Source organism: uncultured Winogradskyella sp. (assembly GCF_947498345.1).
Classification (GTDB): Bacteria; Bacteroidota; Bacteroidia; order Flavobacteriales; family Flavobacteriaceae; genus Winogradskyella.
The window spans coordinates 190,840-212,454 of record NZ_CANMJY010000001.1; the positions used below are offsets into that span (position 1 = coordinate 190,840).

General features: G+C 34.2%; 21 protein-coding genes. 9 read left to right on the forward strand and 12 right to left on the reverse strand.

The features are described from left to right. Positions 1 to 10 precede the first annotated feature (10 nt). Positions 11 to 544 carry a GNAT family protein gene (locus Q0912_RS00855; protein ID WP_299110975.1) on the forward strand — a complete coding sequence of 178 codons (534 nt, stop codon included), beginning with the start codon at positions 11 to 13 and terminating at the stop codon, positions 542 to 544. Beyond that, entirely contained in the window at positions 544 to 1,005 is a 462-nt protein-coding gene (locus Q0912_RS00860) for a hypothetical protein (protein WP_299110977.1), read from the forward strand. The genes Q0912_RS00855 and Q0912_RS00860 overlap by 1 nt, the downstream gene beginning before the upstream one ends. Here the strand turns inward: Q0912_RS00860 and gldC are convergent. Continuing rightward, positions 1,000 to 1,338, reverse strand: a complete 339-nt coding sequence (gene gldC / locus Q0912_RS00865; RefSeq protein WP_299110979.1) for a gliding motility protein GldC — start codon at positions 1,336 to 1,338, stop codon at positions 1,000 to 1,002. The genes Q0912_RS00860 and gldC overlap by 6 nt on opposite strands. After that, positions 1,338 to 2,300, reverse strand: coding sequence for a gliding motility lipoprotein GldB (gene gldB / locus Q0912_RS00870; protein ID WP_299110981.1), 963 nt, complete (start codon positions 2,298 to 2,300; stop codon positions 1,338 to 1,340). Before gldB ends, gldC begins: the two co-directional genes overlap by 1 nt. Before the next feature lie 83 nt (positions 2,301 to 2,383). Between gldB and nadE the strand changes: the two genes are divergently transcribed. Next, on the forward strand, positions 2,384 to 3,172 hold the full coding sequence (gene nadE / locus Q0912_RS00875) for an NAD(+) synthase (protein WP_299110983.1): 789 nt from the start codon (positions 2,384 to 2,386) through the stop codon (positions 3,170 to 3,172). A 131-nt stretch (positions 3,173 to 3,303) separates the two neighbouring features. After that, positions 3,304 to 3,933 carry a response regulator transcription factor gene (locus Q0912_RS00880; RefSeq protein ID WP_299110985.1) on the forward strand — a complete coding sequence of 210 codons (630 nt, stop codon included), beginning with the start codon at positions 3,304 to 3,306 and terminating at the stop codon, positions 3,931 to 3,933. Here Q0912_RS00880 and dnaG read toward each other — a convergent pair. The 8 genes from dnaG to Q0912_RS00920 all read right to left on the reverse strand — a co-directional run bounded on the left by dnaG (position 3,926) and on the right by Q0912_RS00920 (position 15,206). Then, positions 3,926 to 5,905 carry a DNA primase gene (gene dnaG, locus Q0912_RS00885; protein ID WP_299110987.1) on the reverse strand — a complete coding sequence of 660 codons (1,980 nt, stop codon included), beginning with the start codon at positions 5,903 to 5,905 and terminating at the stop codon, positions 3,926 to 3,928. The two genes, Q0912_RS00880 and dnaG, sit on opposite strands and share 8 nt — an antisense overlap. 203 nt (positions 5,906 to 6,108) lie before the next feature. Beyond that, the gene (locus Q0912_RS00890; RefSeq protein WP_299110989.1) at positions 6,109 to 8,439 is read right to left on the reverse strand and encodes a molybdopterin cofactor-binding domain-containing protein; all 2,331 of its coding nucleotides are present in this window, start codon (positions 8,437 to 8,439) and stop codon (positions 6,109 to 6,111) included. Further along, the gene (locus Q0912_RS00895) at positions 8,432 to 9,835 is read right to left on the reverse strand and encodes an FAD binding domain-containing protein (RefSeq protein ID WP_299110991.1); all 1,404 of its coding nucleotides are present in this window, start codon (positions 9,833 to 9,835) and stop codon (positions 8,432 to 8,434) included. Before Q0912_RS00895 ends, Q0912_RS00890 begins: the two co-directional genes overlap by 8 nt. Positions 9,836 to 9,838: 3 nt before the next feature. Further along, positions 9,839 to 10,318, reverse strand: coding sequence for a nucleoside deaminase (locus tag Q0912_RS00900; protein ID WP_299110992.1), 480 nt, complete (start codon positions 10,316 to 10,318; stop codon positions 9,839 to 9,841). 89 nt (positions 10,319 to 10,407) lie between these two features. Further along, entirely contained in the window at positions 10,408 to 11,655 is a 1,248-nt protein-coding gene (locus tag Q0912_RS00905; protein ID WP_299110994.1) for an FAD-dependent oxidoreductase, read from the reverse strand. Between the two features lie 3 nt (positions 11,656 to 11,658). Further along, positions 11,659 to 12,669 carry a 4-hydroxyproline epimerase gene (locus Q0912_RS00910; protein ID WP_299110996.1) on the reverse strand — a complete coding sequence of 337 codons (1,011 nt, stop codon included), beginning with the start codon at positions 12,667 to 12,669 and terminating at the stop codon, positions 11,659 to 11,661. Continuing rightward, a complete protein-coding gene (locus Q0912_RS00915) occupies positions 12,670 to 14,253 on the reverse strand; it encodes an aldehyde dehydrogenase (NADP(+)) (protein WP_299110998.1) in 1,584 nt (527 codons plus the stop codon). It lies immediately after the preceding gene. A gap of 35 nt (positions 14,254 to 14,288) precedes the next feature. Next, complete coding sequence (locus Q0912_RS00920; protein ID WP_299111000.1) at positions 14,289 to 15,206, reverse strand: dihydrodipicolinate synthase family protein; 918 nt, start codon at positions 15,204 to 15,206, stop codon at positions 14,289 to 14,291. Positions 15,207 to 15,342: 136 nt separating this feature from the next. Here Q0912_RS00920 and Q0912_RS00925 point away from each other — a divergent pair, with 136 nt between their 5' ends. After that, positions 15,343 to 16,176: an AraC family transcriptional regulator gene (locus Q0912_RS00925; RefSeq protein WP_299111003.1), complete on the forward strand. Its 834-nt coding sequence runs from the start codon at positions 15,343 to 15,345 to the stop codon at positions 16,174 to 16,176. A 322-nt stretch (positions 16,177 to 16,498) separates the two neighbouring features. Here Q0912_RS00925 and Q0912_RS00930 read toward each other — a convergent pair whose 3' ends face one another. Both Q0912_RS00930 and Q0912_RS00935 read right to left on the reverse strand, forming a co-directional pair. Beyond that, positions 16,499 to 17,215 carry a hypothetical protein gene (locus Q0912_RS00930; RefSeq protein ID WP_299111005.1) on the reverse strand — a complete coding sequence of 239 codons (717 nt, stop codon included), beginning with the start codon at positions 17,213 to 17,215 and terminating at the stop codon, positions 16,499 to 16,501. 236 nt (positions 17,216 to 17,451) lie between these two features. Next, positions 17,452 to 17,853, reverse strand: a complete 402-nt coding sequence (locus tag Q0912_RS00935; RefSeq protein ID WP_299111007.1) for a helix-turn-helix domain-containing protein — start codon at positions 17,851 to 17,853, stop codon at positions 17,452 to 17,454. Between the two features lie 72 nt (positions 17,854 to 17,925). Between Q0912_RS00935 and Q0912_RS00940 the strand changes: the two genes are divergently transcribed. The 4 genes from Q0912_RS00940 (at position 17,926) to Q0912_RS00955 (ending at position 21,415) form a co-directional block, all read left to right on the forward strand. Further along, a complete protein-coding gene (locus Q0912_RS00940; RefSeq protein WP_299111009.1) occupies positions 17,926 to 18,627 on the forward strand; it encodes a hypothetical protein in 702 nt (233 codons plus the stop codon). 7 nt (positions 18,628 to 18,634) lie between these two features. Further along, positions 18,635 to 19,090 (forward strand): DUF1569 domain-containing protein, encoded by a 456-nt coding sequence (locus Q0912_RS00945; RefSeq protein ID WP_299111011.1) that lies wholly within the window; start codon positions 18,635 to 18,637, stop codon positions 19,088 to 19,090. 122 nt (positions 19,091 to 19,212) lie between these two features. Beyond that, positions 19,213 to 19,683, forward strand: a complete 471-nt coding sequence (locus Q0912_RS00950) for a nuclear transport factor 2 family protein (RefSeq protein WP_299111013.1) — start codon at positions 19,213 to 19,215, stop codon at positions 19,681 to 19,683. A gap of 115 nt (positions 19,684 to 19,798) precedes the next feature. Continuing rightward, entirely contained in the window at positions 19,799 to 21,415 is a 1,617-nt protein-coding gene (locus Q0912_RS00955; protein ID WP_299111015.1) for an MBL fold metallo-hydrolase, read from the forward strand. The last annotated feature ends 200 nt before the right edge of the window (positions 21,416 to 21,615 follow it).

Here is a 21,615-nt window from a genome sequence, read left to right on the forward strand (position 1 = left end):
GTTGTTATAAATGGAAGTTCAAATCAGGAAACTTTGCCCAGAAGAATCAAATTCCTACAGAAAAATGAGGCTAGAATGCTTAAAAAACTATCCTTTTAATTTTACTTCAGATTTCAATACTGAAAAAGAAAAAGTAAAGCTGTTTTTTCAATCTAGTATAGAAGCATCAGACCCTAACAATTTTGTTATAGGTGCTTATAATGGTTATGACTTAATTGGTATATCAGGCTTTAATCGATATAAAAAAATTAAAATAGCCCATAAAGGTCGAATAATACAGGTATATGTCTCTCCAAATTATCAGAGGCAAAATATCGGTTTAAGACTTATAAAATATACTATTGAAGAAGCTTTTAAAATTAGCGGTATTGAACAAATTGAAATTGCTGCTATAGCAACCAATAAAAATGCAGAACGGCTATATAAAAAAATAGGTTTCATAGAATATGGTACGCAAAAAAACTTTATGAAAGTTGATAATACCTACTATGACCATAAAATGATGATATTATTTAAAAATCAATATATCAGCGTATTAAATTAATGACAAACTATAAGCCAAGAAAAATAAAATTTGAAGAGCTCTGTATGGTTAATGACTGGCAAATAAAAATCTATACTATTAGCAAAAATGATGCGTTTAATCACCAAGATTTATATAAAAGTACTAAGGCGCAATTATCACAATGGTTAGAGCTTAAAAATAGTTTTAACTCTGCTCATAATAATATTGGTTTTTTAATTATTCATGCTGGTACAGAAGGTGTATTTTCTTTAATAAATTGGTGGGTTGGCAATAATATGCTAAACACTCATATTTTTATGACCAAATATGATACGCCTAATACATTTATTAAAATTTCGGGTGATGGATTGGCACCTTGTATTTGGGAGCTAGAAATTATAAATCATGAACGTCTGGCATGGACATCTCACATTTTAAAACAAGTGCCTAAGCCTGATTATAATGCTTATTTAAATGCAACTTTTAGTAAAGAACTATGATTTTTTCAGCTCTAATTTTTCAGCAAAGTAATCACAAAAATCTTTCATAGTAGCCGTCATTTTTTCATCTTGGGTGGCACGCAAAAAGGTGTCACTCATGGTGACTAAAGTTTGATGAAAAAAAAGTTTCATTTCATCGACTGGCATATCTTTGGTCCACAAATCAATCTTTAAAGTCTCTTGAGCTTTACTATCCCAAACAGATAACATAATAGCTTTAGCTTCCTCATTATTTACACCACCATCTTGTGCAGACCAGTTTAATTTTTCTGGCACACGGTTTTCATCGAGTTCTACGTTAAGTTCTATTTTAGATGTTATGGTTTTTGCCATTATTTTTTGGGTTTAAATTTAGATTTAGTAAAAATTTCCTGCGGTTCTTTTTGTAAAATGCTCATCACGCCTTCATCTGTAGTTTCGGCATAAGCTCTTACAATTTGCCAACCAATATATTGTCCTAATCGTCCTGGTGATTCATTGTCTAATTCTAAGTAAAATTTAGAAAATGGGGCATCTGCAATAAACCTGCTAGGTAATTTGCTGTCAGTACTATATAACATTTCATTTTCAATAAAATGACTCCAAATAGGACTTTCATTAGCTTCTGCCCATTTTATTTGCTGTATTGTATAGCCTATCTTTTCTTCGTCAGGTATAAACGGAATCATTATATCCTTAAAGTAAAGTAACTTTCCAAAGTAAATCATTTCATCTAATAATGTTTTACGCTGTGTTTGAAACACATACTTTTTCGCATAGCCTTCAGTGACTTCTGGGATAATTTGATTTTTTGCCAAATTTGCTGCCAAGTAACGAGGAATACTTTGATAAAAATCATGGTCTTTACCTAAGAAGTTATCTAGGGCAATAAGTACAAGAGAATCCGTGATTATAGTTTTATTTCTATAATCTACATCATTAGTTAACGTTATTACTCTTGGTATGGTAAAAGTTTTATCATAGTATTTTAAATGCTGAAATAAGCTAGTTAAATCTTGTTTTACATCTTTAAGATCTGCAAAAGAAGTTCCTACCTCATTTAATAACATATCCTGTAAGGTGTCATTTATGCGGTATACCCATATAGAATCTGGTACATGCTTAGAAAACAAAAACGGATAAGCTTGCTTTAGGTTGGATAAGTCTTTAGGCTTAGCAGCAGAAAATGCTTTATCAAAACGCTCAATGGTATAATCTGCTTCGATTTTAGCAATTTCGCCTTCAAGTTTAGAATCCTTGTTGCAGGATACCAAAACTCCACCAAATATTAATATAATGTAAATTCTCAATGACATTTTACGAAACATTTTTAATCCTAACACGTTTCTGTTATTTTTGTTGTACAAAGGTACACTCTTTGTTGTAAAATTTAAGCATTATGCAAACAGAAAAGGTTGTTGATTATATTGTAAATTGGCTAAAAGACTATGCTATAAAAGCCAGAGTTAATGGTTTTGTTATTGGTATTTCTGGTGGTATTGATTCTGCCGTAACCTCAACACTTTGTGCCAAAACAGGTCTGGATCTTTTGTGTATAGAAATGCCTATTCATCAAGCAGCAAGTCATGTTACGAGAGCGCAAGAACATATCTTGCAGTTAAAAAAACGATTTCCTAATGTTAGTGATTCACGTGTGGATTTAACTCCTGTTTTTGAAGAATTTAAAACTGAGGTAAGTTTAGATGGTAAACAGGCTACAGTAGATATGGCATTAGCTAATACACGTGCTCGTTTACGTATGACAACTTTATATTATCATGCAAGCTTATTGGGATATTTAGTCGCTGGTACTGGAAACAAAGTTGAAGATTTTGGTGTTGGGTTTTATACAAAATACGGTGATGGTGGGGTAGATTTGAGTCCAATAGCTGATTTATTAAAATCTGAAGTATATGCTATTGGCGAGTATCTGGGAGTGCCAGAATCTATTATGAAAGCCGCGCCAAGCGATGGACTTTTTGGTGATGCTCGTAGTGATGAAGACCAAATAGGAGCATCTTATCCAGAATTAGAATGGGCTATGCAGATGAAAGGTGAAGGAAAAACTGTCGATGATTTTACAGGCAGAAAACGTGAAGTTTTTAAGATTTTTATGAGTTACAATTCTAGAAATCAACATAAAATGATTCCAATACCTATTTGTGAAATTCCTAAGGAATTAAGATAAAAATTGCAGTTTATCGAATAAATTGTTTAGACTGTTTAATTTTTAGTTACATTTACCAAACAAATCTCCGCGATACTTTTAACTTAGTTTTTGCTATTGTGCTAATTAACCCCTAACCAAATTCAATTGTCATGATACACATTTTGATTGTTGACAGTCATCCTATTGTAAGAACTGGATTAGAATTGTTCTTAAAAAGTAAACCCGATTTAAAAGTTGTAGGTAAGTTAAGTAGTGGTATAGAGATTTTTGAATTTGTAAGGCGTCACAAGGTAGACGTTATCATTTCAGAAGTTGATTTGCCAGAGCTTAATGGCATTACTGCACTTAGAGCAATTAAAAAGGAAAACCCATCTGTTAACGTATTGATGTTTAGTCATCAACCTGAAGAGATATATGCTATTAGTACCTTAAAAGCAGGTGCCTCAGGTTATTTAAACAAAACAGCAGATATAGAAGCTATAGAAACTGCCATTAGAAAGATCCATGGTGGCGAAGTATCGCTTAGTGAAAAAATGGATAAACATTTGCGCTATGAAGATACTCGAAAGAGTAGAAGTCGTATGTTTAAAAAATTGTCCACCAGAGAAGTTGAAGTCTTAAAATTACTATCTATTGGTAGAAAAAATAAGGAGATTGCTCAGGAATTAGATATTAATGAGAAGACAGTAAGTACATATAAAGCAAGGCTTTTTAAGAAACTAAATGTTACTAATATAGTAGATTTAATTCATCAGGCCAAGCATCATAATCTTACTTAGCCGTATAACCTCCGATTACTTTTCCTAGTTTTCGAGATAAAAGCATTTTAAGTCCAACATAGTCTTTAACGTCTTCTATGATTGAGCGCGAATCTGCATTGTCTTTTAATGTCTCATTTTTATATTCGGCCACTTTTAGGTCTATTAAATAACAGCGTAAACTTAAAATAGTTTGGCTTACCAGTTGAGAGACTGAATGTTCCTTTTCTTTAGGAATAATCTGATTGCGTTCCCAATCGTGAAGGTTATATTTTTCGTTCTCCATTAATATACTGGTAACTTCTCCAGCCGACTCTTGGTCTAATTGATTGATAAAATCTTTGGTCGAAAAGTTCTCATCTTGATTCAATTTATCAATAATAGAATAATACAGTTCCCTGAATTTTACATTAGAAAACATCATTTCATCCTCTTGCAGGTCGAGATATATTTTTTCGAATACCCGAGCTTCGTGTATAGCGGGTTCTAAAAGTAATTCGCCAGATACTTCATCTTCTTTTAATACCAAATCTTCAAATTGCTCTGTTCTGTCTCCATAGAGCATCAATATTTCTATTATTTTCCGTTCTAATTCGTATTGTACATCTACCTTTTGTTTTTGTTGAGGTTCGTTTTTTACAACCTCAAAAGCTTTTTGTTCTTGCTTATATTTTTTATTGGCGTCTTGAAATTCTTTTTTAGAGATTTGTGCCAGTGTACTAAACAATACATTCTCACTGATATCCATTATAGAGGCACATTCTTGAACATAAATCTCGCGCTTAATGGCATCTGGAATTTTTGCAATACTATTTACAATTTCTCGAATTGTTTCTGCTTTCTTTATAGGGTCGTTATCTGCTTCTTTTACTAATAATGATGCCTTAAACCTAATAAAATCCTTAGCGTTACTATTGAGGTATTCATTAAGCTCTTCTAAAGTATTGGATTTTGCAAAACTATCAGGGTCTTCTCCATCGGGAAACGTACAGACCTTAACATTCATACCTTGTTCAAGAATTAAATCTATACCACGAATAGAAGCTCTGATTCCAGCCGCATCACCATCAAAAAGTACGGTAATATTACTGGTCAGTCTGTTTATTAATCTAATTTGTTCTGATGTTAAAGCCGTACCTGAAGAGGATACTACATTTTTAACACCAGTCTGGTAAAACTGAATAACATCTGTATAACCTTCAACCAGATAACAATTATCTTCTTTGGCAATAGTTTGCTTGGCAAAATATAAACCGTACAGTACCTTACTTTTATGATAGATCTCACTTTCTGGAGAATTAAGATACTTAGCAGCTTTTTTATCATTGGTTAAAATTCTACCTCCAAAACCTAAAATACGTCCACTCATACTGTGGATAGGGAACATCACTCTGCCTTTGAACCTATCGAAACGCTTGTTGTCTTTAACAATAGTTAAGCCTGTTTGTTCCAAAAAATCTAAATTATAGCCTTTGCCCAAAGCATCATCCGTAAAGGCTTGCCATTCGTCTAATGAGTAGCCTAATTGAAACTTTTTTATGATATCTTCTGTAAACCCACGTTCTTTAAAATAGCTTAGACCAATAGCTTTTCCTTGGTCAGTTTTATGCAACGTCTTTTGAAAATATGTATTAGCATATTCACTAACCAGATACAGACTTTCTCTAGCATCAGCTTGGGCTCTTTCTTCGTCAGTTCGCTCGGTTTCCTCAATCTCAATATTATACTTCCTGGCCAGATATTTTATAGCTTCAGGATAAGTGAAATGCTCATGCTCCATTAAAAAGGTTACTGCATTTCCTCCTTTACCGCTGGAGAAGTCCTTCCAGATTTGCTTTACAGGAGATACCATAAAACTAGGTGTGCGTTCTTCACTAAAAGGGCTTAAACCCTTAAAGTTACTTCCTGATTTTTTTAGCTGTACAAAATCACCTATGACTTCCTCTACGCGAGCAGTTTCAAATACTTGAGCTATGGTGTTTTGTGAAATCATACAACTATCTGTAAAACAATAATCTTATTAATATTTTAAGTGAGTTTTTAAGAGGCTCCAACTTTTATTGAAACAGAAGGTAAATTTAATAAACTATTTTTCATTTATAAGTTTATATTGTGCGCTAATTTTATATGACAAACAAGCCACCTGTTTTTCTAACTCATCAATTATTGATATAAATTAAGATACAGTGAATGCTTTTATTGATTGTTCTCATACAAGCTTATGAGTACCTTTTCTGGAGTCATAGGAGCGTGAAACTTTAAATCATAGTTTGGGTTAAACGCCTTTATCGCATTCTGAATTGCAAAATAAGCACCAATACCATACATTAATGGTGGTTCGCCAACTGCTTTAGATTTTAGTATAGCGTGTTCGTGACCAAGCGTTTCTACAGGAATCACTTCTACCTCTTTTGGTACAGAGAATATATCGGGAATCTTATATGTTGATAAAGCATTAGAAAGTAATCGACCATTATCGTTATAGGCAATTTCTTCCATAGTCATCCAACCAATACCTTGAATTAAAGCACCTTCTACCTGCCCCAAATCAATGCCTTTACTCATACTTTTACCATAGTCATGAACAATTTTTACCGAATCAAATTTGTAAGTGCCACGCATACAATCTACGGTTGTTGTGATAATTGCTGTTCCATATACATGATAGGCAAAAGGATGGCCTTTTTCCTTGGTTTTGTCAAAGTGAATTTCTGGTGTTGCGTAATGTGCATTTTCTGTTAATGCAATACGTATCAACATAGTTTTACTAATGAGCTCATTCCATGATAGATCTGATTTTTTTCCATCGATATAGACGTATTCATCTTTCAATGCAATCTGCTCTTTAGAAACATTTAGAGTTTTGGAAGCTACAGTCTTTAAACGACCAAGTAAAGCTTTACAGGCTTTTAAAGTAGCTTTTCCATTTAAATCTGCAGTAGAACTTGCAGCAGAAGGTGAAGTGTTGGCCACTCTGGTAGTATTTGTAGTTTCAATTTTAATTTTTTCTAAAGGTATAGAGAATACTTGTGCTGCAATTTGCATCATTTTTGTATTTACTCCTTGACCCATTTCTACGGCAGCTGTACTAATACCAACACTTCCATCTAAATAAATATGAACCAATGCACGTGCATGATTCATCGGTGTGTTGGTAAACGAAATACCAAAACAAATAGGCATCAATGCCATACCTTTTTTAAAAGCGTTATTTGACTTGTTAAATTCTTCAATTTCTTTTTCTATAACTTCAATTTTATAAATTGACTTAGCAGATTTCCAAGTGTTTTTAGCTTCTACTTTTTTAGCAATCTGCCCATAGGAAAATACATCGTTATCGTCTAGAAGATTAGCTTCTTGTATTTGTCTTGGTGATACGCCTATTTCATGAGCTACTTTAGCAATAGCAGATTCAATAACAAACATGCCTTGTGGTCCACCAAAACCTCTAAATGCCGTGTTTGGTGGTAAGTTGGTTTTACAACTTGCAACAGAAACTTCTACATTCGGCACATAATAACTATTAGTAGCATGAAACAACGTACGCTCTGCCACAGCTGGCGATAAATCTGCTGCTGCACCAGCATTTTGAAGAAATTCAGCTTCGTAAGCTAAAATTTTTAAATCCTTTGATAAACCAATTTTATAAGTGCTTTCGTAAGGATGACGCTTGCCAGTCATGCGTAAATCGTCATGACGATTTAATATCAACTTTACGGATTGATTTAAGTGATACGTTGCTAAAGCAGCCATCACAGCCCAAGGGGTCGCTTGGTCTTCTTTTCCTCCAAACCCACCACCTAAACGTGTAACATCTACTTCGATGTTATGCATAGCTAGACCTAGAACTTGTGCCGTTGTTTTTTGAACCGCTGTTGGACCTTGTGTAGATGAGGTGATTTTTATGTTTCCGTTTTCAAGGGGTTCAGCATAAGCGCCTTGTGCTTCAATGTATAGGTGTTCTTGTCCGTTTGAGAAGGTTTCCCCTTCAAAAATATAATCACAATCCTTAAACGCTTTTTCAGTATTACCTAAAGAAAACAATCGTGGAGTATTAATCAAGCTGCCTTTTGCTTTTGCTTGCTTTGCAGTAGTGATGACAGGTAAGTCTTCAATTTCGATTTCAATTAAACCTCTTGCTTTTCTGCCTATAAACTCTGACTCCGCAACAATTAAAGCAATGGGCATTCCCAAAAAATGAACCTCATCCTCAGCAAATAAAGGCTCATCCGGAATGATGCCTCCAATCTGATTTTTTCCAGGAATATCTTTATAAGTAAAAATACACTCAACTCCTTCCAAAGCTTCTGCTTTAGAATAATCAATAGACTTTATTTTACCGTGAGCTTTTGGTGAATCAAACACGACAGCATGAAACGTGCCTTGTCTCACATTAATATCATCAACATACAAGGATTCACCACGGACATGTGTATAAGAATCCATGTTTTTAACACTCTGTTTAATAGACATAGAAATTGCATCTAATTTAGAATCTAAAACCGTATTTGATTTGTTTTTATGCATGTTGAACTAAGTCGTTTAAAGTAAATTTCTTAGGGAATAATTCCGTAAAATGGGCAAAGAATAACTGCCTTGCTAATAGTCGTTTATAATCACTTGTCCCACGAACATCACTTATTGGTGAAATTTCATTTTGAAGTACTTCGGAAGCTTCAAGTATGGTTTCAGAAGTCAAAGATTTACCTGTTAAAAATGCAGAGGTATTATGTAAATATTTTGGAATAGCTGCAACTCCACCAATTGACACGTGAGCACCTTCAATTTTATCATTTTTAAGAGTGATAGATAATGCTGAATTAACACTTGCAATGTCTAAATGGGTTCGTTTACAGACCTTTTCAAAATTAAAAAATGTGTTTTTTGCAGGTAATTTGAAATGAATATCCTTTAATAATTCTCCGTCTTTTAGGTCATAAGTTTTGTAACCCTGGTAAAACTCTTTTAGAGGGATATTTCGGTCTTTCCCATTTTCGGTTGTAATACCTATGTCGCTATTTAGTGCCAGGAAGAAAATAGTCATATCACCAATTGGCGAAGCATTAACAAAGTTACCGCCAAGCGAGGCCATGTTTCTTATCTGTTCTGATGATACTAACTTTAAGTGTTTTTTTAGCTTAGGAAATATAGTGTTGAGTTCAGAATGATTCCACAAATCCGAAACTGTAGAGTTAGTACCTATAGTACAAGTATTATTCTTAATTACGATACCTTTTAAATAATCTTTTTCTGCAATAAGGTGTACATCATTATCAGCTAAATGATCAGCTTGCTGTACGTACAAGTCTGTCCCTCCTGAGATATATTTACCTTTAGGTTGATTTCTATCTTTAGCTTCTAGGTCTTGAAGTCGTTTTAAAATTGAGGAAAAATATTTAGGAATAAATCCATTTTCAATTAAACTCGTAAGGTTATTTTTGTGTTCTAACTTCCCAACGACCTGATGTGCTGCTTTTTCAATAGCTTTATAACCAGTGCACCTACATATATTACCACTTATAGCATCTAAGGCATTACTATAATTTTTTTCAGAATTTGATAAAGCAAAACCAGTTAATGCAACTACAAAACCAGGTGTGCAAAAACCACATTGGGTAGCGTAATTATCTTTCATAGCTTCTTGAGAGGTAGTCAGTGTGTTCTCAAGATTAGTACCTTCAACAGTAACGATATGTTTTCCATGAGCATTCCCTAATGGTGAAATACAAGAGGTGATACTTTGGTAATTCATAGCGCCATTTTCAAGAGAGCCAACCAAAACCGTACATGCTCCGCAATCACCTTCGCGACAACCAATTTTAGTACCTGTAAGACGTTGTTCGTAACGTACAAAGTCTAGTAAGGTCATTCCAGAATGCTCTGAAGTGGTGATGGTTTTGTTATTTAGAATGAATCGGATCATTTACTAATATTCAGTTTTATCTTCTTTCTTAGCCCATTCATTAAATGGTTCTAAGGCAATGTCTCTTGTTAATTGTTCAAATGGAATACTTCTTTTATCGTAAGGTAAAGGAATCTCTTTATAGATAAACTCGTCATCAAAACCAATATTAGCGGCATCAACTTGATTGCTTCCATAATATACTTTATCTGGTCGTGCCCAATAAATAGCTCCTAAACACATTGGGCAAGGTTCGCAAGAGGTATAGATTTCGCATCCATCTAATTGAAATGAATCTAAATTTTTACAAGCATCTCTAATAGCTGTAACTTCAGCATGTGCTGTTGGGTCATTAGTAGAAGTCACTTTATTATTGCCCCGACCAACAATCTTTCCATCTTTGACGACGATGCAACCAAAAGGTCCTCCTTCATTGTTGTTCATGCCTTTTAAAGCTGCTTTAACAGCTTCTTTCATGAATTGTTCTTTCTTTTCTTTACACATTAACCTCTTATTTTTTTAGTGATTGCTTGGCAAACGCCTAACAAGCTAATATACCAATTTTAATAATTGAATATGTAAAAAATGAGATTTTAAAATCTTCTATCGGGATGAAATGATTCTATGTCTAAAGATGTTTTTTTGTTAGAAATAATCTCTGAAACAAGTAGACCAGTTGCAGTTCCCATGCTCCAACCCATCATCGCATGGCCAGTTGCTATGGTTAAGTTTTTGCACATTTTTGATTTGCCAATGTAAGGTAACCCATCTGGTGAAACTGGACGTAATCCGCAAGCAGCATCGTCCTTTTCCGTTTGGGTTAATTTTATATTAGGATAATAATGGTTTGCCGCATTGGCAATTGCTTCAACCCGAACTCTATTTATCTGGTGATTGATACCAGCGATTTCCATAGTGCCAGCAAAGCGTGTAAAACTATTCATAGGTGTTACGGCAGTTTTAGCTTCGGCCAGAATTGCAGGAATTGTAATTCCTGTCTGTTTTTTGGTGTCAATGCGATAACCCTTGCCTGCTTGCAGCAATAATTTTAAGCCTAATTTTTTGCTCAATATCGAACTCCATGAACCAGCGGCTATAATAATTTCATCAGCAGTTAAGGTTTGCTTGTTGGTCTTTAAGGTTGATATACTTTGGTTTTTAATGGTTATATCTTTAACCGTTTCGTTTGTATAAAATGTTACACCTCTATGAGTTAAATGCGCTATCATTTCTTTCATAAATTCATGAGGTGTGGAGTGATGGTCACATTTAAAATATGCAGCACCAATGGTGTTGATTTCTACATTAGGTTCAAGTTGTTTGATTTCAGAAGGATTAACTTCCCGAGCTTCAAGACCTAATTTTACAGCTATTTCTGCCATTTTTAGCTCTTCATCTAGTAGCTTTTGTGTTTGGCAAAGCATAAATAAGCCTTTCTTTTCATATTGTGCTGTAAAATGTTCTGATGTTTTTATATCCTCATATAATTGTTGACTTAAAATAGTGATATCCCGAATTACGGGAGCGGCTTTTTTTACATGATTGGCATTACAGGATTTGTTAAATGCCCATGTCCATTTTAAGAAATTTAGATCTAATCGTGGTTGAATATATAGTGGGCTTGATGAATTAAACATCCATTGAATACCTTTTCTCATAACTCCTGGTGCTGACAATGGAATAATATGGCTTGGGGATAAATAACCAGCATTTACGTATGAAGCTCCGGCATTCATATTAGATTGATCTATAACAGTAACTTTATGTCCTTCTTTTTGAAGATAATATGCTGAACATAACCCAATAATTCCACCTCCTATGATTATAACTTCCTTGCTCATAATTTATATTACCTGAAATCCAAATGCATATGGATCATCTTCAGGATCAATGGTTATTGTATTTTGACCATATATTTTCGCCCAACCTTGAATACTTGGTATAATTGCAGGTTTTCCATCCAGAACGGTTTCTTTTTCTATACGTCCAATAAACTTACTACCAATAAAGCTTTCGTGAATAAAGGGCTCGTCAGTTTTTAACTTTCCTTTTGCATACAGTTGTGCTAATCGCGCCGATGTACCTGTACCGCATGGACTTCTATCTATTGCTTTATCTCCATAAAACACGGCATTTCGACCATGGGAATCTTTGTGTATTGGTTCACCTGTCCAGAGTAAATGCGTAATATCTTTTATAGTATCATTCTCTGGATGCATAAACTGGTTCGCATATTTTTTATTAATGCGATCTCTTACAACCTGAGAAAATTGTATGATTTTGCTCGCGGTATAATCGTGTATGCCAGAAAAATTTTCTTGAGGATCTACAATAGCATAAAAATTTCCACCGTATGCCACATCAAATTTTATCTCACCAAGATCTGGACATTCTACAGTTAAGTTTTCAGCTGCTAAATAACTTTTTACATTAGTGAGCTTAACCCAATCGACTTTAGAGCCGGTTTGCTGATATTCAATTTCTACTATACCAGCAGGAGCCTCCATTTTAATTTTTCCAGGAATTTTTGGGGTAACCAAGCCTTGTTCTATAGCAATAGTAATAGTTCCAATAGTGCCATGACCACACATTGGTAAGCAACCGGAGGTTTCAATAAATAATATGGCAAAGTCATTATCGGGATTATGAGGTGGGTACAAAATACTACCACTCATCATATCATGACCACGTGGTTCAAACATTAAACCTTTGCGAATCCAATCATATTCTTTTAAGAAATGTTGGCGTTTTTCACTCATGGTATTGCCAATGAGTTTTGGACCTCCTTCTTTAATCACTCTTACCGGATTTCCGCAAGTATGTGCATCAATACAAACAAAAGTATGCGAAGCCATTTATAGTTTATCTGAAGTTTGTTTGTTATTAACTAAACGTGAAATCTCTAGAGGATTTTCATTTTTTAATTCATCAGGAAGTAATTCATTTGGCCAATCTTGATAGCTAAATGGCCTTACCCAACGTTTTATAGAATGAATACCTACAGCTGTAAAGCGACTATCTGTTGATGATGGATATGGACCTCCATGAACCATAGAAGGGCATACTTCAACTCCGGTCGGAACACCATTATAAATAATACGACCAACTCGATTTTGTAGTGCAGAAATCACATCAGTATATTTTGATGCTTCATAGGGTTCTGTAATAACTGTTCCTGTGAGTTGACCTTCTAATTGTGATATAATTTGTTCTAACTGATTGGCATTTTCGCATTGAACCACCATAGAAAAAGGACCAAATACTTCTTGGTGAAGTGCTGGGTTGTCTAAAAAAGTTTTCCCTTCAACAGTTGTAATGGCTTGTTTTGCATAGTTGGTTTGTACGTCAGCTTCATAACTTGCAACAACTGATAAATGAGGTTGAGAAATGGCAGTTTGCTTTTTACGCTGATAAGCTCCAATAATGTTTGGATGTAACATACAAGATGGCTCAATTTGTATAATCTCGTCAGCTAAATTTTGAATAAAATTGGATAAAGCCTCGTTTTTAATTCCCAAAATCAAACCTGGGTTTGTGCAGAATTGTCCTGTACCTAAAGTAATAGAATTTGCATAAGTTTTGGCTAAGCTTTCATTTTGATTTTTTAAAGCTTCGGGTAAGATCACTACTGGGTTTATACTACCCATTTCAGCAAAAACAGGTATAGGCTCTTCACGCTGTGCAGCTAAATCATATAATGTTCTTCCACCTTTTATACTTCCTGTAAAACCAATAGCTTTAACTCTGGGATGTTTAACAAGATGAGTACCTACTTCTATACCACTTGAATTAATATTTGAAAACACACCATTTGGCATATTCGTTTTCTCAGCGGCTTTTACTATAGCTGATGCTACCAATTCACCAGTGCCCGCATGCATAGGATGTGATTTTACAATAACTGGACACCCAGAAGCTAAAGCAGCTGCAGTATCACCACCAGCAGTAGAGTAGGCTAATGGAAAATTACTAGCTCCAAAAACCACAACTGGCCCTAAAGGAATTAGCATTTTGCGTATGTCTGATTTTGGCATTGGTTTACGGTCTGGTTGAGCAGTATCAATTGTAGCATCAACCCAAGAACCTTCGGCAACAAATTGAGCAAAGCTTCTTAGTTGACCAATTGTTCTTCCACGCTCTCCTTTTGCTCGGCCTTCTGGTAATCCGGTTTCTGAACAATACGTTTTAATCAATTCATCATCAAGATCTAAAATTTCGTCTGCAATGGTATTCAAAAATTCAGCCTTTTGTTGTCCTGAAACGGTTCTGAATATTTTGAACGCATTAGATGCTAAAGTAACTGCTTCGTCTATCTCTTCTAATGTAGCTTCAGTATAAACAGGATCGTTCTCAATATTTAATTGTGGGTTAAACGTCTTATAGGTTTTAGAACCTTTGGCAGATAATTGATTTCCAATATAGTTTTTTCCTGTAATCATGATATTTGTATCATTCCCTTGTAAAAGGGAATCTCTTATTTTAAGTTTTTGTAATCTGGTAAGTTTGGTCTGTTTTTTAGTCCATTTTCAATAACCTGAAGCACATGTTTGCGTTCTTCTCCTTGTAATGGTAATCGAGGAGCACGAACATTCTCAGTTCCAATACCAGTGGCAACTTCTGCAAGTTTTATATTCTGTACTAATTTAGGGTTTATATCTAACTCTAACAATGGTAAAAACCATCTGTAGATGTCTAAAGCTTCCTGGATTCTTCCTGCTTTTTGGAGTTCATAAATAGCAACAGTTTCTTTAGGGAAAGCACAAACCAAACCTGCAATCCATCCATCTGCTCCCATCAATAAGCTTTCAAGAGCTAAGGTATCTACACCTGTCATAATCTTTAATCGATTTCCGAATCTATTCTTAATTCTAGTGACGTTAGAAATATCTCTGGTTGATTCTTTTACTGCTTCTATGTTATCACATTTTAATAAATCTTCGAACATGTCTAGAGAAACTTCAACCTTATAATCAACAGGGTTGTTGTACACCATAATAGGTAGAGACGTATTATTGGCAACAGCTTTAAAATATTCAACAGTTTCTCTATCCCCAGACTTGTAACGCATTGGGGGCAACATCATTAAACCTTTAGCGCCATCTTCTTCAGCTTTTTGCGCAGCTTTAATAGCTCCTTTTGTGGTTTGCTCAGCAATATTAATTAAAACAGGAACTTTTCCTTTAACAATTTCTATAGTAGTTCTTGTTAGTATGCCTTTTTCATCATCGCTTAAAGTACTTGCCTCTCCGAGAGTGCCTCCTAAGACTATGCCATGAACACCAGCTTCTAGTTGAGCTTCTATATTGTGTTCAAACATGTGTAAATCTAATGTGTCGTAGTCTGTAAATTTTGTGGTTACTGCAGGCATTACTCCTTCCCATTTTATGCTCATAAGAATTTGTTTTTAAAGTGTAAAATTAGTTGAGTTTTATAAGAACAAATAATGGTTTTTTATTCTTTTATAATATTATATTATCCATTATATCATTATTAGTTATATTTTTGAATAGTATTTAATCATATTTAATTTGAAAGTATTACCATTTATTATTCCTAAACCAGATAAATCGGGATTGATTTATCAAGTTGATAAGGTAGTAGCGTTTTATGATCAACTACATCAGCATGAAGAAATTCAGTTAAGTTATATAGTAGAGGGTCAAGGAACATTAGTTGTTGGTGATACCATTAATAATTATGGTAAGGATGATGTTTTAGTTATAGGGAGCAATATTCCGCATGTATTTAAAAGTGATAAACATTCGCAAGAATCACATATGCTAACTTTATTTTTTACAGAACAATCTTTTGGTAATTCCTTTTTTAACCTTGAAGAAATGAAAGGTATTAAACCTTTTTTTGAACGTTCTAAATATGGTTTTAAACCTCAATCTCATATTAAAGACATGAAAAGCTTATTTCTTAAGCTTGAAAGCACATCAAAGCTAGATAGGTTTATAATCTTATTACAGTTATTAAGTTATATGGTAGCGTCTGATTACACAAGTTTATCATCATTTGTATATGATAAAAAATATAGTTTAGTTGAAGGGGATCGCATGCGGAATGTATTTGAATTTACATTAACTAATTATGATAAAGATGTCTCTTTAGACGACGTTTCAAAAGTGGCTAATATGACTAAAAATGCCTTTTGCAAATACTTTAAAAAAAGAACTAATAAAACTTATATTCAGTTTTTAAATGAATTTAGAGTAGAAAAAGCTAGCAGGTTATTATTAGAAAAAAGTGATTTTAGTATTGCTGAGATTGCTTACATATCTGGTTTTAGGAATATCTCGAATTTTAATCGAATGTTTAAGGCCATTAAAGGTGTAGTGCCCAGTAAGATTAGAGTGTAATTACATTTCAGTTTTAAGACCTAAAACCAAAAAACCCGATTCATTTGAATCGGGTTTTTGATGGTGGAGCCAACGGGACAAAAGTCGAACTATTTTGATGAAGATTTAAGTTCTTTATCCTTAATAAAAAACAATAAATGATTTTTATATAAAATTTAAATTCTTCAAAATACATGTTTTATTTAGTGTTTAATAGTTCTATCTTTATTTGAATACTAATTCGTATAGAGCTATGGATAAAAAACGAACCAGAGGAAAATATGTAGGATTTTCCGAGTACACATAGAACCAGCAATTTACTATACACGGTGTTGGGCTTTCGTTATTTTGATAAGTCCAATTCATTATTTAACTCTTCAAGTAACTCATTACCTCTTTTTAAAATCTGTGCTCCAAACATTCTTCTATAAGTATTGCAGTTTAAATTGGTGAACCTGTAAAATTTGTATAACGACATGAACTCTGAGGAATTTGGATCTCCAATCCAAGCGTCCTTTAGTTTTCCATTATATGCTCCATTAGAATTGCGTAAAAGTTCTAACTGATATAAAACAGTGTTTTCACTTAGTTTGATTGACACATCATTTATTTTCTTAAGTGCATATACTCTTGATTCAATGAGTGTATAGTAGTTGGCAATTCTATCTTTGAGTTTATCGTTTTTTAAGGTGTAAAGACTACCAGTGTTTAACATCTCCTCATAAACACTTCTACTTATTTCCCAATCACTCCATTGAAAAGTGAATAAAGAATCCACTAAAAGTAAATCATTATAGTTTTTTGCATCATAAAACATCAAAAGTGCTTTTTCCGAGTTAGCTTCATAAGCAGTGCGAATGGAATCTTGCTTTTGAAAGTAAACTATATCTGATTCGATACTCTTACTTAATTCATTTAAAAATGTATATTCTTTGGTGCTATTCAATCTTTCATCATTCAAATTATTAATTTGTAATGCAATCAAAATCCCAATAACCACAAGAATAATTTCTCCAATAGCATATTTCAAGTACTTTCCAGTTTTTCCCTCTGAAAGCAAGTTTTGTCTAATTTTTCTAAAGAATTTTATCATTGGTTAGGAATTTCTCTAAAGTTAGAATAATTATTTAATTCCGATTGAGTGAGGAATATAATGAAGCACAAAGTGTTTGTGTATAATTTCGTTGCGTCTTTCAGCAACTAATTTAGCAAATACAAACCGAATAGAAAATCCGCGAGGATTTTCGTAAGTAGGCTATAACTGGCAATGAATTATACACGGTGTTGTAGCCAGTTTTATTTCATTAGTTCTTTCAATACAATCTCTCGATTCTCTTTTAGATTAGCTGCGAATTTTTTTGATTCGTCTGAGATGTGATGATTCAAATACTTATTTCCCCATGTAATTAAGTCTATTATTGCTGGAGCTAAGTCCTTTCCTTTTTGAGTCAATTTATAGATATAAACTTTTTTGTTGGTAGGGTGATTTTCTTTTGTCAGTGCCTGCAATCCCTCAAGTTTCTTTAGTCTTTCGGATAATCTAGCACTTGATATATTTTCTTCTGATTGATAAAAATCCTTAAAGGTCCTAGTTCCATGATACAGTAAATCCCTTACAATAAGTAATGTCCATTTATCCCCAAAAAGGTCAAGTGATGAACTAATAGGACAGGTACTACGAAAAATATTTTCATCCATATTGCTTCCGATTTGAAAGTAAAATGTATATTTGCTTTCACATTGAAAGTAAATATATAAAAAAATGAACATATGCAAGAGATAGAAGCTCACTCAATTACTACAACGGTACTTATGGGAAGTTCTATATTTGTTCCTTTTATAGCTTTCGGAACGTATAAAGCCTCAGGAGCCTCAACTCAAAAATCAATTGCGATTTCCGCTGTAATTGCGGTCTGGGGAGTTTTGATGTACTACTTCAGCGTTGTTTGGCAATTTCGATTAGGAAATCCAGATTGGGCTTGGGTAATTGTGATTGTAAATTTGATAATACCTACTGCGCTTGTATTCATTTTCAAGAACTTCTTCATTGGTGATGGATTATCACTTAAATGGCTAACAATCACTCAGTCCACCAGATTTATGGGAACACTTTTCATATTAGAGAATATTCGTGGTTTTACTGGTACGACATTTGCCTATGTTTCCGGATTCGGAGATTTTATGGCAGCAGTAATCGCACTTACTATTCTTGTTCTGATTTTTACTGGTGGCAAACCAACAAAAGGACTTTATATGTTCCTGATAGTTTTTGGACTACTTGATTTTGTTGTCGCATACGGTCTTAGTATTAGCAGTAGTCCAGGTGTATCACTTCAGTCCATAGCGATTGGAGAGAATCATAGTATGAACATGTATCCGCTCGCATTGCTACCATATTTCTTGGTGCCATTTGCCACGGCATATCATTTCATGATGTATCTGACTATTAAAAGAAACCCTGAACTAAAATAATCAAGTTATGGCATCAAATATTTTCAAACCACAAGACTATCAAGGTATTGTCAAGAGGATAGAGAAATTAGAGTCTACTAATGAAAAGGAGTGGGGAAAAATGAGTATTGTGCAGATGCTTGAACATTGTAGCTTACAATTGAAGCTTGGACTGGGATATATCGAACTTTCAGGGTATGAAGGACCTGGCATTCAAAGAACTTGGTTTGGTAGAAAGTCATTTTTATATGCAATGCCCTGGCTTAAGGGAATGCCTACTCCTTCGCAAATGAACATGATGAAGAATGATGTTTCTCCTGGAGACTTTAGTAAAGAAAAGAATCAGTTGATAAATCTTTTGGAAGAAGTTCAAAAGAATCGAAGTCTTAAACCACACGCGTTCTTTGGAGCAATGAACCAAAAGGATTGGGGTAGACTGATCTGGAAACATTTAGATTATCACCTAAAACAGTTCGGGGGGTAATTGGCTTATAACTGTTTGCTACAGCTTACCATTTACTTACTCTTAGATGTAATTGAATGGATTGACTTAATCAAAAAAATTAGTAATGCATAACAAAGAAAAATAATAGTAAATAAAAAATTATGAGAAAAATAGATTTTAAGAAATTTCATCAAGAACATTGGAGTAGCGAAGAGATGTCTAAGTTTGAAATTGTAGCGGGCTTCGTTCAAGGTATTTTAGATCATAACTTCGATCAAGTTATTGCCAAATATAAAGACCACCCATACATTCAACACAATAGGTCAGTTCCTAGAGGAATAGAAGCCATTGTAAATACTAATAGTGCAATGGCTAAACGATTTCCAGAGTTTTTTCTTGATCCAAAGCACGTTTATCTTGACGGAGATTTTGTGATTTTTCATTCCCATGTAACATTAAAAGCTAAACACAGGGGCAATGACAGAAAAGGGCTTAACGTAGTAGATATTTGGAAAATTGTTGATGGAAAAATTGTAGAGCATTGGGACTCTATACAGCCTTTGGATTTCATGTCTCGACTTTTTACTCTTTTTACAGGTGGAGCTATTCGTAATAACGATGGCGTCTTTTAAGTTCAATTCTCTTAACATGATTACTAACATCAATTCTCAATTAAAAATAGCCATGAATACTTCTAATAATCATTCATTTAAAAAAATAATATTGGTTCTTTCAGTTGTAGTTTTAATGGCTACCACGTTAATAGGGTGTATACAAAGCGATAAGGAAAAAGGAGCAAAACACTTCGAACAAACCTTGGATGCTTTAGGGGGAAAAGAAGCTCTATTGAACCTGAAATCATTTCAAATCTCAACCACAGGGTCATCTTATGCAACACACATGGGGTTGCTTCCGAATGATGTTAAGAAAACGAGTACATACAGTAAAAAGTATACCGTTGAAATCAAAAGTTGGTCTATAAGAACCGATGCCAATCGTCAGTTCACTTATGTGCCAGAACATGGTTTTCCAGAGCAGCGTTATCGAGTAGTTACAGTAGATGGCATAGGATCCGTTTCAAATGGCGCTCACCCACTTGGGTTACCTGGTGGCGTATTACCATCTCAAGCTGTGGCTAGTATGGAAAAGTCTATGAAACTAATGAACCCACAACTTCTTTTAAAGGAAGTTCTTGAAGGCAAGCGAGATATCCAATTTGGAGGAACGACTACTCATGAAGAACAGGCTTTTAACATACTAATTGTTAGTGATGATGTTGCACCTATTAAACTTTATATTCATGCGGAAAGCGGTACTATTTCAATGCTTGAAACTATTGAAAATAATATGATTCTTCGTGATGTAGCATTGGTAGTAACTTATAAGAACTGGGAAATAGCAAAGACCTTGGCATTTCCAATGGAAGTAGAAATCACTGTCGCTGGTAATCGTTTGCATCATCAGCTGAAGACAGAAGTAATAGAAGATTTAACAATTGAAGAAGACTTTTTTGCCCTACCAAAAACAAATACTACGCCCAAACATGATAAAGAGGCGTACCTAACCGGGCTCAATACCCATCATATCCATGATGAATTCTTTGAGATTGCGGGCCTTTACTATATCGAAGAAGTATCACTAACTCCTACGAGATTAGCTCAAGGAATCTATCAAGTACGTGATAACTCTGCTAATCACCTTGGGGGGATGATTGTGGAGCAAGAAAACGGAGTGGTTGTAATTGAAGCTCATACATCTAAGGCAGTTTCTGATGAGCTTATTAAAATAGTTGAGAAACTATTCCCCAATAAAGCCATTACACATCTAATACAAAGTCATCATCATGTAGATCATGCTTCAGGTGTTCGTACTGTTATTTCTCAAGGGGCTGATTTAGTGGTAGGTAATGGAGTTGGTTCTTGGTGGAAAGATGTTTTAAAAGCCAAATCAACTATTCGTCCAGATGGCATGTCAAAATTCACAGAGCAACCAGTGGTGTTGGAAATTGAATCCAAAGGGAAAATGACTATCTCTGATAATAATATTGAGATTACAGCCTATCATATACTTGAAAACCCACATGCATTGGATATGGTGATTACTAAAGTAGAAACTGAGAATGAGATTTTTCTTTATGAGGCTGATCTTTATAATGCCGGGTTTGGTTTTACGATGGCTTTTGGTGGACCACAATCCTTATTTAAGGCCATGAAAAGACTTGAACTTATTGATGATAATTGCGCTTCTCCAAAACCATTAACTATTATTCCTGGTCATGGACGCCCAATGAAGCTAAATGATGCCATTGTTGAACTCAATAAAGTAGACATAGATGTTGGCTGTGCAAACGATATTAATAAATAAAATTTGTTGGATTCTACTGTCTTCTATAAAAATTTAGATTATAACCTGAAACAGTTCGGTAAATAATTGGCTACGTGTTTGTGTATGGTTAGTTGCGTGTTTCAGCAACTAATTTAGTAAACAAAAACGAACCAGAGGAAATTCCGAAGGAATTTCCAAGTAATTAATTATACACGTCTTAAGTTTGTCTTTCACTAAAT